Origin of the sequence: Zwartia panacis (genome assembly GCF_030410395.1) — a bacterium.
In the GTDB taxonomy this organism is placed as follows: Bacteria; Pseudomonadota; Gammaproteobacteria; order Burkholderiales; family Burkholderiaceae_B; genus Zwartia; species Zwartia panacis.
This window is the reverse complement of the sequence record NZ_JAUHHF010000001.1, coordinates 397167-413369: the sequence shown is the minus strand read 5'-3', so window position 1 is coordinate 413369 and position 16203 is coordinate 397167. Positions and strand designations below refer to the sequence as shown.

14 protein-coding genes and 1 other RNA gene are annotated in these 16203 nt (G+C 50.3%); 7 read left to right on the top strand and 8 right to left on the bottom strand.

The window, feature by feature from the left end; translation table 11 throughout:
• Positions 1–10: 10 nt before the first annotated feature.
• Genes pheA through gyrA form a run of 3 tightly spaced genes read right to left on the bottom strand, consistent with a single transcriptional unit; the run spans position 11 to position 4876 of the window.
• Positions 11–1096, bottom strand: a complete 1086-nt coding sequence (gene pheA, locus QWY30_RS01915) for a prephenate dehydratase (protein ID WP_290237724.1) — start codon at positions 1094–1096, stop codon at positions 11–13.
• A complete protein-coding gene (gene serC / locus QWY30_RS01910) occupies positions 1089–2219 on the bottom strand; it encodes a 3-phosphoserine/phosphohydroxythreonine transaminase (protein ID WP_290237722.1) in 1131 nt (376 codons plus the stop codon). The genes pheA and serC overlap by 8 nt, the downstream gene beginning before the upstream one ends.
• A gap of 2 nt (positions 2220–2221) precedes the next feature.
• On the bottom strand, positions 2222–4876 hold the full coding sequence (gene gyrA / locus QWY30_RS01905; RefSeq protein ID WP_290237720.1) for a DNA gyrase subunit A: 2655 nt from the start codon (positions 4874–4876) through the stop codon (positions 2222–2224).
• A 572-nt stretch (positions 4877–5448) separates the two neighbouring features.
• Between gyrA and ompA the strand changes: the two genes are divergently transcribed.
• From ompA to QWY30_RS01880, 5 genes are all read left to right on the top strand, one after another.
• The gene (gene ompA, locus QWY30_RS01900; RefSeq protein ID WP_290237718.1) at positions 5449–6012 is read left to right on the top strand and encodes an outer membrane protein OmpA; all 564 of its coding nucleotides are present in this window, start codon (positions 5449–5451) and stop codon (positions 6010–6012) included.
• 180 nt (positions 6013–6192) lie between these two features.
• Positions 6193–6921 carry a bifunctional 2-polyprenyl-6-hydroxyphenol methylase/3-demethylubiquinol 3-O-methyltransferase UbiG gene (gene ubiG, locus QWY30_RS01895; RefSeq protein ID WP_290237715.1) on the top strand — a complete coding sequence of 243 codons (729 nt, stop codon included), beginning with the start codon at positions 6193–6195 and terminating at the stop codon, positions 6919–6921.
• Entirely contained in the window at positions 6922–7587 is a 666-nt protein-coding gene (gph, locus tag QWY30_RS01890; RefSeq protein WP_290237713.1) for a phosphoglycolate phosphatase, read from the top strand.
• A gap of 69 nt (positions 7588–7656) precedes the next feature.
• Positions 7657–8019, top strand: a transfer-messenger RNA (tmRNA) gene (ssrA, locus tag QWY30_RS01885).
• 398 nt (positions 8020–8417) lie between these two features.
• Entirely contained in the window at positions 8418–9035 is a 618-nt protein-coding gene (locus QWY30_RS01880) for a LysE family translocator (RefSeq protein WP_290237711.1), read from the top strand.
• Positions 9036–9277: 242 nt separating this feature from the next.
• Here QWY30_RS01880 and QWY30_RS01875 read toward each other — a convergent pair whose 3' ends face one another.
• The 3 genes from QWY30_RS01875 to msuE form a co-directional block, all read right to left on the bottom strand.
• Complete coding sequence (locus QWY30_RS01875) at positions 9278–10303, bottom strand: methionine synthase (RefSeq protein ID WP_290237709.1); 1026 nt, start codon at positions 10301–10303, stop codon at positions 9278–9280.
• A 62-nt stretch (positions 10304–10365) separates the two neighbouring features.
• Positions 10366–11349 (bottom strand): DUF1852 domain-containing protein, encoded by a 984-nt coding sequence (locus tag QWY30_RS01870; protein ID WP_290237706.1) that lies wholly within the window; start codon positions 11347–11349, stop codon positions 10366–10368.
• A 51-nt stretch (positions 11350–11400) separates the two neighbouring features.
• Entirely contained in the window at positions 11401–11982 is a 582-nt protein-coding gene (msuE, locus tag QWY30_RS01865; protein ID WP_290237704.1) for an FMN reductase, read from the bottom strand.
• A 110-nt stretch (positions 11983–12092) separates the two neighbouring features.
• Here msuE and QWY30_RS01860 point away from each other — a divergent pair, with 110 nt between their 5' ends.
• Complete coding sequence (locus tag QWY30_RS01860) at positions 12093–13010, top strand: LysR family transcriptional regulator (RefSeq protein ID WP_290237702.1); 918 nt, start codon at positions 12093–12095, stop codon at positions 13008–13010.
• A gap of 278 nt (positions 13011–13288) precedes the next feature.
• Here QWY30_RS01860 and QWY30_RS01855 read toward each other — a convergent pair whose 3' ends face one another.
• Both QWY30_RS01855 and QWY30_RS01850 read right to left on the bottom strand, forming a co-directional pair.
• A complete protein-coding gene (locus QWY30_RS01855) occupies positions 13289–13822 on the bottom strand; it encodes a GNAT family N-acetyltransferase (protein WP_290237700.1) in 534 nt (177 codons plus the stop codon).
• A 43-nt stretch (positions 13823–13865) separates the two neighbouring features.
• Positions 13866–14744: a hypothetical protein gene (locus QWY30_RS01850; protein WP_290237699.1), complete on the bottom strand. Its 879-nt coding sequence runs from the start codon at positions 14742–14744 to the stop codon at positions 13866–13868.
• A 350-nt stretch (positions 14745–15094) separates the two neighbouring features.
• Between QWY30_RS01850 and QWY30_RS01845 the strand changes: the two genes are divergently transcribed.
• Positions 15095–16186, top strand: coding sequence for an oxygenase MpaB family protein (locus QWY30_RS01845; RefSeq protein WP_290237696.1), 1092 nt, complete (start codon positions 15095–15097; stop codon positions 16184–16186).
• The last annotated feature ends 17 nt before the right edge of the window (positions 16187–16203 follow it).

The window sequence follows — 16203 nt, the reverse complement described above, 5'->3', positions numbered from 1 at the left end:
ATTGTGAAAACTATTGTGCCGGATATGAGCCTAACAATTTGTAGAAGGCACATTGGGACTCCAGAGCCGCCAGCGCTTTCTTGACGCGCGGATCCTCGCAATGTCCCTCTATGTCAACATAAAAGTAGTACTCCCACTGCCCTGTGCGCGCCGGACGCGACTCGAATCGCGTCATCGACACGCCATTTTCAGACAGGGGTGACAACATCTGGTAAACGGCACCTGCGCGATTGGGTACGGCAAGGATCAAACTTGTTTTATCGCGTCCACTCGGCAAAATATCGAGTTTGCCGATGGCCAGAAACCGGGTTCTGTTTTGCGAATCATCCTGAATACCGAGCGCGACTACCTCGAGACCCCAAGTCTGCGCGGCAACATCACTGGCGATCGCCGCGATCGTTGGATCGAGCGAGGCTAAGCGGGCAGCCTCTGAATTGCTGGAGACAGGCTCACGGGGAATGCCTGGATACTCTCGATTGAGCCAGTTTTGACATTGCGCCAGCGCCTGAGGATGGGCCAAAATTTTGGTCACACCCTGCATATTGCCGGTTTTGGACAACAAACAATGTTTGATCAAGAGCGATCGCTCGCCCAGAATCCGCAGCGAGGAACCCAACAGCAGGTCCAGTGTGCGATTGACCGCACCCTCGGTCGAGTTTTCGACTGGCACCATGCCAACTTGGGCAGCACCCGCTTCTACGGAGCGAAACACCTCATCAAATGATGGGCAAGGTAAACCCTTCACAGAGCGTCCAAAATGCTCAAACGCAGCTTGCTCGGAAAAGGAGCCAGCGGGTCCAAGAAAAGCGACAGTCAATGATTGCTCGAGACCTCGACAAGCCGAGATGATCTCTGTCCAGACAGAGGCCACGGCCTCGCTGGGGAAAGGCCCACGATTGAGATGTTGCAATTGCCGAATCACCTGGGCCTCACGCTCGGGCCGAAGAACAGGACCTTCAGCATGATGTGCGTGTTTGACCTCTCCTACTTCTTGAGCGGTTTTTGCGCGCTTATTGAGCAAATCAAGAATTTCAGCGTCGATTTGATCGATTCGTTGACGCAGAGGTAACAGCTGGGCTTGCAATGACTCATCCATGAGAGCGCTCGAAGTCCTTGAGATAATCGATGAGAGCGACGACACCTTCGAGTGGCATGGCGTTATAAATTGACGCACGCATGCCACCCACGCTTTTGTGTCCCTTCAGCTGCATCAATCCTCGCGCCTCGGCGCCAGCTAGGAAGGCCGACTCAAGCGCAGTGTCGGGCAAGAAAAACGGGACGTTCATCCTTGAGCGCACTGAAGGATGAACCGGAACAGAATAGAAACGACTCTGATCAAAATAGTTATACAGCATGGTCGCTTTGGCGATATTTTGCTGCTCAATCGCGGCTAACCCGCCCTGCTCCTTAAGCCATTTAAATACAAGGCCTGCGATGTAAATCGCGAAAGTCGGAGGCGTGTTGTACATGGATTTTTCACGTGCAACATTCGCGTAATCAAAAGCCGAGGGACAAATAGCCAGAGCATGTCCGATCAAATCACGACGCACAATCACCACAGTCAAACCCGCAGGACCCGCATTTTTCTGGGCACCTGCAAAAATCATACCGGTTTTGGCAACAGGCATCGGGCGTGATAAAAAATGCGATGAAGCATCAACCACCAGCGGGACATCGGGTGCGCCAAGATCGGCCATGTCAGGCCATGCCATCGTTTCCACACCACCAATGGTTTCATTGCTGCACACATGCAGATAGGCCGCATCAGGTCGCACCCGCCAAGACGAAGTCTCGGGTAACCAGGTTGACGGGCCTTGCGTGCGCCCATCTATCACGGTCTCGACGGCATTGGTCGCAGCGACTTGCGCATCGCCATAACGACGACACTCTTCGAGTGACTTTTTTGCCCAAATGCCACTAATCACAAAATCCGCTTTGGGTTGAGCCGCGCGACCGAGTAGATTCAACGGGATGATCGCATTTTCAGCGGTCGCGCCGCCCTGCATGAACAGCACAGCGTAATGTTCAGGGACCTCAAGCAGCTCGCGCAAATCCGCCTCGGCCTGAGAACAGATTTCCACGAACTGTTTGCCGCGATGACTCATTTCCATGACGGACATGCCTGAGCCACGCCAGTCCAACATTTCCGCCGCAGCCTGCCTGAGCACGGACTCAGGCATCGCGGACGGCCCTGCAGAAAAATTCCAGGGGCGCGCCATGTTTAAGACTCCGATCCAGCCTCGCCAGGGGCATCTGTAGAGGTGTTATCCGGATTTGTTTCGGATGCCGCGTCCAGTGGCGCATCATCGTCCGCGTCACTTTCAACCACTCTGCGCACGCCAGACAACATGCTGCCGTCGTCAACGCTAATCAGCGTGACACCTTGCGTTGCGCGTCCCATCTCGCGAATTTCAGCGACACGCGTACGGACCAGCACACCACCTGTTGTGATCAACATGATCTCGTCAGTCGCATTGGCCAATACAGCACCCACGACTTTGCCGTTTCGCGCAGAGGTCTGAATCGCAATCATGCCCTTGGTACCACGTCCATGACGCGTGTATTCCGCAATCGGTGTTCGCTTACCGAAACCATTTTGCGTGGCGGTCAAGACCGTTTGCGACTCGTCTCCCGACACTAGCATCGCGATCACTTGCTGACCTTCTTCGAGCATCATGCCGCGCACACCACGTGCGTTGCGACCCATCGGACGCACATCGTTTTCATCAAAACGAACTGCTTTGCCAGAGTCAGAGAACAACATGACATCATGCTTGCCGTCTGTCAGTTCGGCACCAATCAGGAAGTCACCCTCATCGAGATCGACTGCAATAATGCCGGCCTTGCGTGGATTGGAGAAATCCGACAAAGGCGTCTTCTTAACAGTACCGCGCGAAGTCGCCATGAATACAGTCTGATCGTCGCTAAAGGCTTTGATCGGGAGTACAACGGTGATTTTTTCGCCATCCACTAAGGGGAACATATTGACGATCGGCTTGCCGCGAGAAGTACGCGTTCCTTGTGGCACCTCCCAGACCTTGAGCCAATAGACACGGCCACGATCGGAGAAGCACAACAGATAGTCGTGCGTGTTCGCGATAAAGAGCTGATCGATCCAGTCGTTCTCTTTGGTGGCTGTTGCCTGTTTACCACGACCACCACGGCGCTGCGCGCGATACTCGGATAAGGGCTGGCTCTTGATATAGCCACCATGTGACAAGGTCACGACCATGTCGGCCGGTGTAATCAAGTCCTCAGTATCCAGTTCAGTCGCATTCAGTTCGATGTCGGAACGTCGCGCGTCCTTGGCATTGATCGAGAACTCGGTTTTGATCGCCTGGAGTTCTTCGCTAATGATGACAGTGATGCGCTCTGGCTTGGCCAAAATATCCAGCAAGTCCAGGATCGTTTCCATCACGGACTTGTACTCACTGACGATTTTGTCTTGCTCAAGTCCGGTCAAACGCTGCAAGCGCATGTTCAGGATTTCCTGAGCTTGCGTTTCACTTAAGCGATACAGACCATCGGCCTGCAGGCCGTAAGCTTCTGGAAGGTTGTCGGGTCGGTATGCGCCACGACCGCCAACAGCCTCAGTATCTGCACGTGCGAGCATCTCCCGGACCAAAGAAGAGTCCCAGGATTTGTCCATCAAGTCCTGACGCGCGACTGGCGGCGTTGGAGCCGCTTTGATAATCGCGATGAATTCGTCGATGTTCGCCAACGCGACAGCCAAGCCCTCGAGAACATGACCACGCTCACGGGCCTTTCGCAACTGGAATACAGTACGGCGTGTCACAACCTCGCGACGGTGGGACAGGAAATACTCCACCATTTGCTTGAGATTGAGCAATCGCGGCTGACCATCAACCAGCGCCACCAGGTTCATACCAAAAGTATCCTGGAGCTGCGTGTGCTTATAGAGGTTATTCAGAATGACTTCTGGCACCTCGCCACGCTTGAGTTCAATCACCAGACGCATGCCGTCTTTATCGGACTCGTCGCGGATATCGGAGATCCCCTCGACTTTCTTTTCGTTCACAAGCTCGGCAATGCGCTCTTGCAAGGTCTTTTTATTGACCTGATAAGGCAGCGCATCGACCACGATGGATTGGCGGTTGTTACCAATATCCTCGAAGTGTGTTTTCGCGCGCATGATCACGCGCCCGCGACCTGTGCGATATCCCTCGCGCACGCCGACGATGCCGTAAATAATGCCGCCTGTTGGGAAGTCTGGCGCGGGAATGAGCTCGATCAGTTCATCGACTGTGCACTCAGGATTGCGCAAACAATACAGACAACCGTCAATCACTTCCGCCAGATTGTGTGGCGGAATGTTGGTGGCCATGCCTACCGCGATACCGGAGCTACCGTTGACAAGCAGGTTTGGCAAACGCGAAGGCAAGAGCAAAGGCTCATTTTCACTACCATCGTAGTTCGGTCCGAAGTCAACCGTTTCCTGATCGATGTCTGCCAATAATTCGTGCGCAATTTTTGCCAGACGGATCTCGGTGTATCGCATCGCTGCAGCACTGTCGCCGTCGACGGAACCGAAGTTACCCTGACCATCCACCAGCATATAGCGCAGCGAAAAATCCTGCGCCATGCGAACGATGGTGTCGTAGACGGCCTGATCACCATGCGGGTGATATTTACCAATGACATCACCGACGATACGCGCAGATTTTTTGTAGGCACGGTTCCAGTCATTATTGAGTTCGTGCATCGCGAATAAAACGCGGCGATGAACAGGCTTGAGACCGTCCCGGACATCCGGGAGGGCGCGCCCTACGATTACGCTCATTGCATAATCGAGATAACTGCGGCGCATTTCTTCTTCGAGTGATATCGGAAGAGTTTCCTTGGCAAAGGAATCCATAAAGTTCGCAACAAATGACAACGGTTGAAAACCCGAGACGGGGTCGAAATGGTAAAAAGCAAGTGCTAAAGGACAACCTCGGATTCTACACCGGCGCTCAGCGTTGGCGTGCACCCACTATATATAGTGGGTCCCCATACCCGAGTGTGCGTGTTCACCCTTAAGCGTTCATCCATAATTTTTTTTCAAAAAAGATGAACTTTTTGAAAAATGACTAGTCTGACAGTTCATCTTCTCTCGGAGAGGTATTGCCCTACCTACAAAATAAAAAAGGTTTTCCTCTCGAAAATCTCTTTTAATTGTGTCCAAACGTCATTTTTTGTTGCCAAAAACCAACAAGAAACCCCCGGTAAGCGTATAAATACGCATATCAGAGCCCCTAGAGCACTAGAAGAGTGACTAAACCTCATCAAATGCCTTAAGATTCGATCAGCACGCAGGAAACCCAGCGGGTATTTAAAAAAGTGCTCACTGTGTTGCTTTACTGGACCCGTTTCCTGATGTATTTTTTTATTTGCGGCGGGGGTTCGCTGCGAGTCACTTATCCAGCTTCAAGCTCAACGAGGAGAAACATGAACAAACCCTCCAAATTCGCTCTGGCACTCGCCTTTGCTGCTTTCACAGCAACTGGCGTCGCTTCCGCGCAAACGGTAGACAATTGGAAGAACGGCTCAAATGAGCTCATTTGGAAGAACGGTTCCAATGAACTCTGCTGGCAGGACAACTTCTGGACCCCAGCTACGGCTGCTGCAGAGTGCGTCAAAAAGACAGCTCAGCCAATGGCCGACAAGATTTCAATCAAAGCAGAAGCTTTGTTTGACTTCGACAAGGCTATCGTCAAGCCAGAAGGTCGTAAGTTGCTCGACCAGGTTGCTGCTCGCCAAGCCGAAATCAACCTTGAAACCATCATCGCCGTGGGTCACACTGACTCCATCGGTACAGATGCCTACAACATGGCTCTCTCGATCCGTCGTGCTGATGCTGTGAAAGCATACTTGGTATCGAAAGGCGTTCCAGCCAATCGTATCACTGCTTCCGGCAAGGGCAAGTCCGATCCAGTCGCTGACAACCGTACAGCAGCTGGTCGTGCTAAGAACCGTCGTGTAGACGTTGAAATCATCGGCAGCAAGAAGTAATTCTTGATGTTGACTGGCCAGACTGCTTCGGCGGTTCTGGTTAGATTAAAAGACCTCGTTCGCGAGGTCTTTTTTCTTTTGGGGATTACATTCGTTTGCAAGCGAAAGTTTGTTACTGTATCGAACGTTTGTCACGCACTTGACTGCAAGCCTCCTCGTCAGACCTTTAAAAGAACCGCCATGAACTCTGAGACGCCCATGGGCTCTAACAATGTTGATCAAGCTGAACTGGACAAGTTCAGCGCCCTTGCTTCGCGCTGGTGGGATCCAAATAGTGAATTCAAACCCTTGCATGCCATCAATCCGCTCCGACTGGACTGGATAAAAGGCCTGACTGGCGGGCTTCAGGGCAAAAGAGTCCTCGATGTGGGAAGCGGTGGTGGCATTTTGGCTGAGAGTATGGCGGTCAGTGGCGCAGAAGTCACAGGAATAGATTTAGCGGAGAAATCTCTCAAGGTTGCAAAATTGCACGGCCTTGAATCTGGCGTGACAGTGACCTATCGCAACATCCGAGCAGAAGATCTAGCACTCGAGCAAGCCGGTCAGTTTGATGTGGTGACCTGCATGGAGATGCTCGAACACGTGCCAGACCCCGGTTCAATCGTGCGCGCATGCTCGACGCTCGTCAAACCTGGCGGCTGGGTTTTTTTCTCGACCATCAATCGCAACCCAAAATCGTTTTTATTCGCGATTATTGGCGCGGAGTACATTTTGCGTATTCTTCCGCGCGGAACGCATAGCTGGCGCAGCTTTGTGCGCCCAAGTGAGCTCGCGCAAGCCGCCCGCGCAGCCAACCTCACGACACATCAGGTCATTGGAATGGGGTACAACCCACTGACTGAACATTACTCTCTTAATCACGACACGAGCGTGAACTACCTCATGGCCACTCGCAAAGGCGACCTGTAAATGACCGCACTAGTATTGTTTGACTTTGATGGCACACTTGCCGACACAGCACCCGACTTGGCAGCTGCCGCCAACAAGCAACGCGTGCGAGCTGGTTTGGAGCCCTTACCCATTGATGTGCTGAGGCCCTACTCTTCTGCTGGCGCGCGTGGGCTATTGCGTTGCGCGCTGGATATGACGCCAGAACATCCTGACTACGAACAGCACCGTGTCCAGTTTTTGAAAGATTACGAAGCGGCTATGCATGTCGATACCCGCCTGTTTGATGGCGTGCCTGAGTTGCTAGAGGATATTTCCCGCAAAGGGTTGTCCTGGGGCATTGTGACCAACAAGGCCACTTATCTTGCAAAGCCTCTCGTTGCCGCATTGGGACTCGATCAGGACTGTGCCGTGCTTGTCTGTGGCGATACAACAGCGCACTCAAAGCCGCACCCCCTGCCCTTGCTGCACGCAGCACAACAGGCTGGTTTTGGCACGGATCGCAGTATTTACATTGGTGATGATATTCGTGACATACAAGCCGCGCGTGCGGCGGGCATGGCCTCCATTGCCGCGGGCTATGGTTATTGCGGTCCAGATCACCCAATCGAGACCTGGCAAGCGGATCATTGTGTGAACTCCGCCAGAGAAATGTGGCCCGCAATTAGAAAACTTTTAAATACGTGACCGATCGTTGAACTCTTTTACAACTTAATGGTCAGAGTTCATAGATTGTTCGTCTACAATCCAACAACTGGGGCCGATCCGGATTCGACGTGGGTCGCGAAACAGCGCAGGGCATGCCGAGCACCAGTTCGCTCGTAAATCCACTGGAAACACTATAAACGCCAACGACGAGCGTTTCGCTCTGGCCGCTTAAGCGGTGAGCCGCTGCACTGATTTGTCTTTGGGTCAGGTGGAGAAATCCACAGCAGCGTCATTTACAAAGAATCGGGGTTTGCCGGGTCACTCGTCAAATTCTTAAATCCAAGTGAATCGCCAAGGTCCGGCCTGTCGGTTGGCTAAGTCCGAGGTTAAACAAAAAGTAAATCGACTACGCATGTAGAACTGCCTGCAGAGGGCTCGCGGACGGGGGTTCAATTCCCCCCGGCTCCACCATACCGCGAAGGGTCCGGATAATCTCCGGGCCCTTTTTTTTGGCTTAAAGCCCAGTGTTTACGGGGTTCTGGGCGAAAGGCTTGCGGATGGGATCTGACGAATAAATCAAAAAAAGTACGAATTTCACGCCGATCTTGTCTCTTTTCTCCGATTAGCTTGCGGGTAGGCGCAGCCCCACCTCTATATAAATCAATGAGTTACGAGGGGCATTTCGAAGACAATTATGAGGAGCAATCCAATGTACCCAAACCAACAGCGTTAGTCATGGAGGTTTTTCGTTTTGAGGCGTTGTAACTAGATATTTCTATTGATTCTTGCCAAGTTCGGGTCAGACGCCTAGCATCGGGATTATGCCAAAATGACCTTAGATTTAACGGATTCTTAAACGCGATCACAATATGTCCTTAATCCCCTTTCTGCTCGCTGCCGGCCTTCTAGCCATTACCCCAGGACCTGGCCTTGCGTATGTTGTAGCCAGGACTGTCTCAGGTGGCCGCGCTGAAGGCTTGGCGTCGTGCTTAGGGACTAGCTTGGGCGGACTCGTTCACGTTCTAGCCTCATCACTTGGTTTGTCGCTCATCATTGCTGAATCCGCCATGGCATTTAACTTGCTGAAGTACATTGGTGCAGCATATCTTGTTTACCTAGGTGTTCGCATACTGCGCAGCAAGGAAACGCAGGTTACGGTCAGTTCCATCCCATCTCAAGGCAGTCGACGCGCTTTGATCGAAGGCGTTGTGGTTGAAACGCTTAATGTCAAAACTGCTTTGTTTTTTCTAGCATTTCTACCTCAATTCGTTTCCCGAGAGGAACCTCTTGTTGCGCAGTTTGTTTTACTTGGATGTGTATGCGTTGCACTCAATACACTGGTTGATATCTTTGCAGTATTCGCGGCTCATCGATTAATGAAGTCCGATATTGCTCGCACAGCTCGAGCGAAATTAATGAACCGTTTATCAGGAGGCACGATGATTGGAATCGGTGCTTTTCTGGCTTTAGCTCGGCGTGAAATTTGAACTAACTTCTCAGTTAAGGTTTACAGGCGAAAACGTCCTTTTGAACGGATGAACCCTGCAACCTCTAGTTACCATAGATTGATTTGCAAATGTCGTGTTACATGTCATTTCTAGCCATGCTCAAAAATCAACCGCCACCATACCGCGAAGGGTCCGGATAATCTCCGGGCCTTTTTTTTGGCTCAAGACTCAGTAAATACGGGGTTCTGAGCGACGGACTATGCGCAAGGATTCGGAGCGCCTCAAGTTTTGGAATGGCGTTCCTTTGCCAGCCTCGTGCCTTCAGCTAATGCTTGAAGCTTGCGTAATGCCACCTCTCGCCCCATCGGTGCCAAGCCACAATTCGTACACGGGAACAATCTCTCCTTCGGCACAAACTTCAGCGCTAGGCCAATCGTGTCTGCAACTTCCTCAGGTGTCTCGACCACGTCGCTTGCCACATCAATGACGCCAACCATCACATCCTTACCTTCCAGCAGTTTCATCAGATCAGGAGGTACATGAGAATGAATACATTCGAGACTCACCTGGTTGATGCTGCTGCGGGCCAGCGCAGGAAATACCGTTTCATATTGACGCCATTCTTCACCAAGCGTGCTCTTCCAATCGGTATTGGCTTTAATGCCATAGCCGTAGCAAATGTGGACCGCCGTTGTACAGGTCAAACCCTGGGCGGCGCGCTCCAGCGCCTGCACTCCCCAATCAGCCGCATCCTTCATGTAGACATTGAAGGCAGGCTCATCGAACTGGATGATGTCCACACCATCTGCCTGTAATGCGAGCGCCTCTTGATTGAGTAATTCAGCAAACGCAAATGCCATCTTGACCTTGTCGCCGTAGAATCGATCTGCTACGGTATCAATGATAGTCATCGGGCCAGGCAAAGTGAATTTCAACTTCTTTTTTGTATGCGCACGCGCCAACTGCGCTTCGAAGGCATGCACCCGACCTCTCAGCCTTAGCGCCGATACTACCTGCGGCACCATCGCGTCATAGCGGTTATCTCGGATGCCCATCTTCACTTTATGCTCGAAGTCTATGCCATCAATCTGCTCAAGGAATCCGTGCACAAAATGTTGGCGTGATTGCTCACCGTCACTCACGATGTCCAGGCCAGCATCTTCCTGAGCCTTGATCCACAACAGGGTCGCATCTGCTTTGGCCTGAAGCAGTGCGTCGCCCTCAACCCTCCACTGAGGCCAAAGCTTGTTAGTTTCAGCCAGCCATGCGGGCTTAGGTAAACTCCCAGCTATCGAAGTTTCAAACATATGAAAATTCCTTGTAATGTATATAAGTATGGAACGTGAATTGTTCCGAATAAATCAAGCATTTAATGCGCGAAATCAGTCACCCACTGCTCAAGTAAGTTCTTGTAGGGATTGATGAAGTGCTCTTGCGCAAATTTTCCTTGATTAACGGCTAGTTGGGTGCGCTCCTCCCGGTCGTAGACTATCTGCGTTGACGAGTAATCCTGACATTCCAAGCTTGGGCGATATAGTCTTCCCGCAGCAGAGTTTGCGTTGTAGATTTCGGGACGATAGATCTTCTGAAAGGTCTCCATGGTGCTAATTGTGCTGATCAGCTCAAGGTTTGTGTAGTCGCCCAGTAAATCACCGTAAAAGTAGTAAGCCAATGGTGCAACGCCATTGTGCGGCATGAAAAAACGAACCTGCATTCCCATTTTTGCGAAGTAACGATCGGTCGGAGACAGTTCATTCTGTTGATACTCAATCCCCAATACCGGATGCTGATTCAAGGTCCGCTGGTAGGTCTTGCTAGTCGACACGCTGATACAAATGACTGGTGGCTTGCTAAACCGTTGCTTGTAAGTGCTAGAGCAAGAAAATTGTTGGAACAGCTTTCCGTGCAAGTCTCCAAAATCATCTGGAATACTGAATTCCGAGCGATCCACATTGAAGCTCGGCAGCAAGATGCTGAAGTCGTAATCGCGCACGTAGGAAGAGAAGTTGTTTCCCACGATGCCATCGATGCGCTTGTTCGCCTTCTTATCGAGAATGCTGGTATTGAGCATTTCGATCAATGGAAATGCAGTCTCGCTACTTCCAGAACCGAGACTAATCTCGACAGAGATAATCTCCAATTCAACAGCGTATCGATCTCCCAATGCATTATCCCATTGGGCAAGATTATTGAAGCGATTGTTGATCATCTCCAACGTGTTGCGCAAATTCAGTTGCCGACTCGTGCCTCGTGCCAAATTGGCAAAATTCGTGGTGAGACGCGTACTGTCCGATGGAGAATAGTTCTCATCGAAGCAAATACTTTTCAGTTTAAAAATAAGTTCTTGGTTCATTGTGATTTAATCTTTTTAAAATTTAAAAATAAGAAAATGCAGATTTCTGTTTCAGGCCACAGCTAATTGCTCGACCAAAGGGTGCCTGGCTTTGCGCGTCAGCTCCAGCAATGGCATTGCCCGTTGCAACGCCAGCCTAGTCCGCTCGATCAAGGCGGGGTCCTGCAATCGATAGTCGACAAAATCTTTGTCAGTCGCATATATGCCCAATGGCAATGTGCGCGCCTGGAAGAAACTAAAAAGCGGCCGCAACTGGTGTTCGATCACCAATGCATGGCGCTCGCTACCACCGGTGGCAGCCAACAAAACTGGCTTGTCGATCAAGGCGTCCTGATGAATAAAATCGAAGAAATGCTTGAAGAGCCCCGTGTAGGAACCGCGGTAGACCGGTGTTGCGACCACTAGAATATCGGCTTGCTCGACTACAGTAAGCTTGCGCTCCACGACTTCGGGCAACTGGGATCGCCAGATCGCGCCAGCAAGCAGCGGTGCGAGTTGCCCAAGTTCAACCATATGTTGTTCGCTTGAGATTTCATCAGCGATTAGACCTAATATGTGCTCTGTCAAGGCTGCAGACTTGGAAGGGCTTTGCAGTCCGCCAGAAACCGCTACTACACGGAGAGGTTGAGTCATTTTCGTTACCAATCTAGGATATAACAGATGCCATGGTTGAGATGCTAGACTTCATAATTCATGAAGTAAAATGGTTTTATCTCATGAATCCATGAAAAATAATCATTAAAATGATTGAACGCATTCATCTAAGAATCCTTCAGCAGGTCGAGAAACAAGGCTCATTGACTGCCGCCGCGGGCGTGCTACACCTGACCCAGTCGGCTCTTAGCCACACCATGAAGAAACTAGAGCAGCAACTAGGCACCGACATTTGGTTACGAGAAGGACGAAGTCTGCGTCTGACACAAGCCGGTCAGTACCTACTTGCGGTGGCAAATAGGGTGCTACCGCTACTAAACCTAGCTGAAGAGCACCTTGGACAGTTTGCGAAGGGCGAGCGAGGTGCGCTGCGCATCGGCATGGAGTGTCACCCTTGTTACCAGTGGTTACTTAAGGTGGTTTCACCCTATTTGACCGCATGGCCCGACGTGGATGTGGATGTCAAACAAAAATTCCAGTTTGGCGGAATTGGCGCGCTTTTAGGTTACGAGATCGACTTGCTAGTCACCCCCGACCCACTTTATAAACCTGGTTTAAAGTTCGAACCTGTGTTCGACTACGAACAGGTACTTGTCGTGGGTAAAGACCATGCTTTGGCTTCGACGGCCTATGTAAAACCCCAGCAATTAACCCGCGAGGTACTTATCAGCTACCCAGTGGATATCGAACGCTTGGACATCTACAACCAATTCCTGTTGCCAGCCGGCATCACTCCCAGGCGCCACAAAACCATCGAAACCACCGACATCATGCTTCAGATGGTAGCCAACGGCCGCGGCGTGGCCGCTCTACCCCGCTGGCTTGTCGAGGAATACGCAGCGAAGATGGATGTTGTGCCGGTGCGGCTGGGCGCACGCGGCATCGCCAAACAGATTTTCTTGGGAGCCCGGGAAGCGGATACAACTATAGATTACGTTCGTGCTTTCATTGAGCTGGCTCGCCAGCCTAGTGACGCGACTGGCAAAGTTTGCAATTCTAGCGACTAAACGACAGCATATCTGCACTAGTCCAAATTGGAGACACCTAATCAAACGGCTAAGCCCTCACCTGTTAACAATAACTATCAATTACCCAAACCCTTTGCACTACTAATTTTTTCCCTTAGCTCCCATCCCACCACCAAACCGCACAAGACCATCCTTTCGAGGATGGTCTTTTTTTTTAGCCCACATTGAGCTGAAACATCACGCAAATGATGCGTCCTCAATCGAACAAGGCCGGATTTTGAGGTGAAAGGTGAGGACCTGTTCAGAGTATAAATGTATCAGCTAAGATCTAACTCCATAAACAGCCAATAAGGTAAAAGAGCAGCGGGCGGTTCCGCACCTTCATATGCTGAACAAGCACTAAAGCCATGTGAGGCATACATGGCTTGTGCATCCTTCATAAAGATACCGGTATCTAACTTCAGCTTTTTAAAACCTGCTTGGCGCACATCTTCAATCAAGCGTTGCATAGTCATACTTCCCATGCCGCGTCCACGATATTCTGGTTTTGTGTAAATGCGAACGACCTCGGCATCGCCACTCGGCAGTGTTCGCCATCCTCCCATGGCCACAGCAGTTCCATCATCCACTAATAAATAGTATTTTGCTGCGCTTGGGTCTTTCGGACAGATTTCATTTGCCGCGGTCGTAATGTATTGATCCAAGGGCATCCCCACTACATCACTGATTGAGAAGGAACAGGTTTTCTCAATTTCCCCATTCATCCAATGAAAATAGTCGCGCGTCATCGACATCGCGATTTCAGACCATTCAGGGCTATGAGCATTTACAAATTTAAGATTATTCATCATAAAAAGTATCTTAACCAAGCAATTAAATGACCGAGCTATGCGCTTAAAAAACCTTGTTAATTGTCAGCATAATCGACTGTGTGGTCGCCGTGCCAGTACTGCTTCCAATCAAAGATCCGCTATATGTATTGGGTGAGCTTGGGTTGTTAAACGTCGAGTAGTAGCTCGCCGTTTTATTTTGCGTCATATTGATGGTGTAGCTCAAGTCCAGAAACCAGGACTTGTCGATGTAATACGTACCGCCCAATACTAAAGCCCCACCCCACACCCACTGGCTGGCTGAAAAATTTTGAGGTGTACCGGAAATATCGGTTCTCACTCCATTTAGATCAGCAAAACCCACCAAATTATTGATCTTGGTATCGACCTGCGACAGCGTTGGACCTATACCGGCATAAACCGTGCCTCGCTCAAACGATTGACCAAAATACGGAATCAAAGAGAATTGATGATGAATGGTCTTTTGATAGGAACTCGCGATCGCATTCCCTGTAAACGGTGTGCCATTTGAGTACGAGCCATATTGAGGCACTCTAATGTAGTCATTGGTTGCAGTGGTGCCGCCCAGGTAGCCGTAGGAGAATTTCACTCCCCACAGGTAATCAGATCCTTGAAGTTTTTGAAAATATCCGCCTTGAACCAAGGGAGATATACCATTTGCAGTGGGCATATCGATCCCCACTGGAGGACCTCCTGCAGTCCCTGAGGAGACAGGCGCACCTGTGGATGTATTCGTGACATTGGAGATGCCTGTGGCTTCAAGCATCTGTCCTTTGAACTGCGTGGAATTCAGACCAAAACCAAGACCGATGTAAGCGCCGGAGTTCGGAACGAGTGATACGGAGCTCGATTGGGAATAAGCCGATGCCGAGAGACCCGTCAAAAGAGGAAGTGCCATGCCGAGGAAAAATGCTTTGTTCATTGCGATGGCCCGATTAAGTGATGCTGGACCACCAGTGTAGAGGTCACCGCCTATTTAAACCATGCGCGTTTGGCAAGGGTATTTCCAGCAAAATCTGGCAACAGAAAATCTGACGAATACTGACATCACGCATCCACTGATCTGCAAGCACGCTAGTATGACAATCTACTAAATCTAAAGTCTCAGCAAGGACAACCCTCGTCAAACGACTTGTATTTCGACCGATTCAAAATATTTATTTGATCACTCGAAGTATCTTGATATCAATTTCAGTCGGTTCATGAACTCAACTATTGAGCCATGACGAGCTAGAGCACAGCAGATTAGGCGCTTTTAACGGACGTATTGAGATGAATCATGAAATCAATCTAAATGAATGGCCCGAACTGAATGAAGGCGATCCACTTGCCGATGCGGCCATTCAAGATTGGCTCAAGGCATCGCCACTAGAAAAAGATTGGTTAATTCAAGGCGTCAAGCAAGGCGTTCAGTCGATTCCACAGGCACCACCATCCTATCGATCGTTTCTCTCTCAGGCTGAAGAATTATTAAAGAATTCCCCATGCCTGAAACAAGCTTCGATCCCCTATTTGTATATCGGACCACTCTGGCTGAGCATCTCTTTAGGTCCCGGAGCGCTACTGCACACCTATACAGATCCAGCAATTGCCAACATTCTGGTTCAGACCGGAAAGCTCGTGAATGAAATGGCGTCCAAACGTCTGTCTGAAACTCAACTCTGGCTCCTGAAGCTTTTGCAAGAAGATGCCTGGGAGCCGGGAGGTTATGGATATGTGCACACACTGCAAGTTCGACTGATTCATGCAAAAGTTCGTGCAAGTATTAAAAAGGATGCCCCACACTTCAGCAACAAACAACCTTTTGATCAGAGACAAATGGTTCGTACCTGGCTGGATTTTGCGATCGTATCACCACAAGCGCTTGAGCGACTTGGAATTGAATGGACCGAGGAGGAGCAACATCATGTCGCCGCGCTTTGGCATCTCGTCGGACAACTCCTAGGTATTCCCGTCAGAATGATGTCAGAGCTTGCACAACCCGGTCGCGCTTTAGCTTGGTTAAAAAAATTCGATCAAGATATGCCCAATCCAAGCGAAAAATCGAAAGTTCTGACTCTTTCTATGCTGGAGGCAATGGGACAACGCATGTCTTTAGCGATGAATCTCCCAAAAGACATTGCCACTTCACTCATGCACGGATTTGCGCGTCATATCCACGGTGATGCTTTAGCCGATGCAGTCGGCGCTTCAGACACTTCACTGAGTTCACTCATACCAACGTATGTCAATGCCAATCGTTACCACATGCGACGAATCAGAGAAGATTTCCATTACAAACAGACTGTCATCGAGCAATCAGCCAAGCAAATCCAATCAATTTGCGCCCAAATAGACGGTTCTGCAGCCTATCAACAAAATTAAATATCCTACCGAGGGAA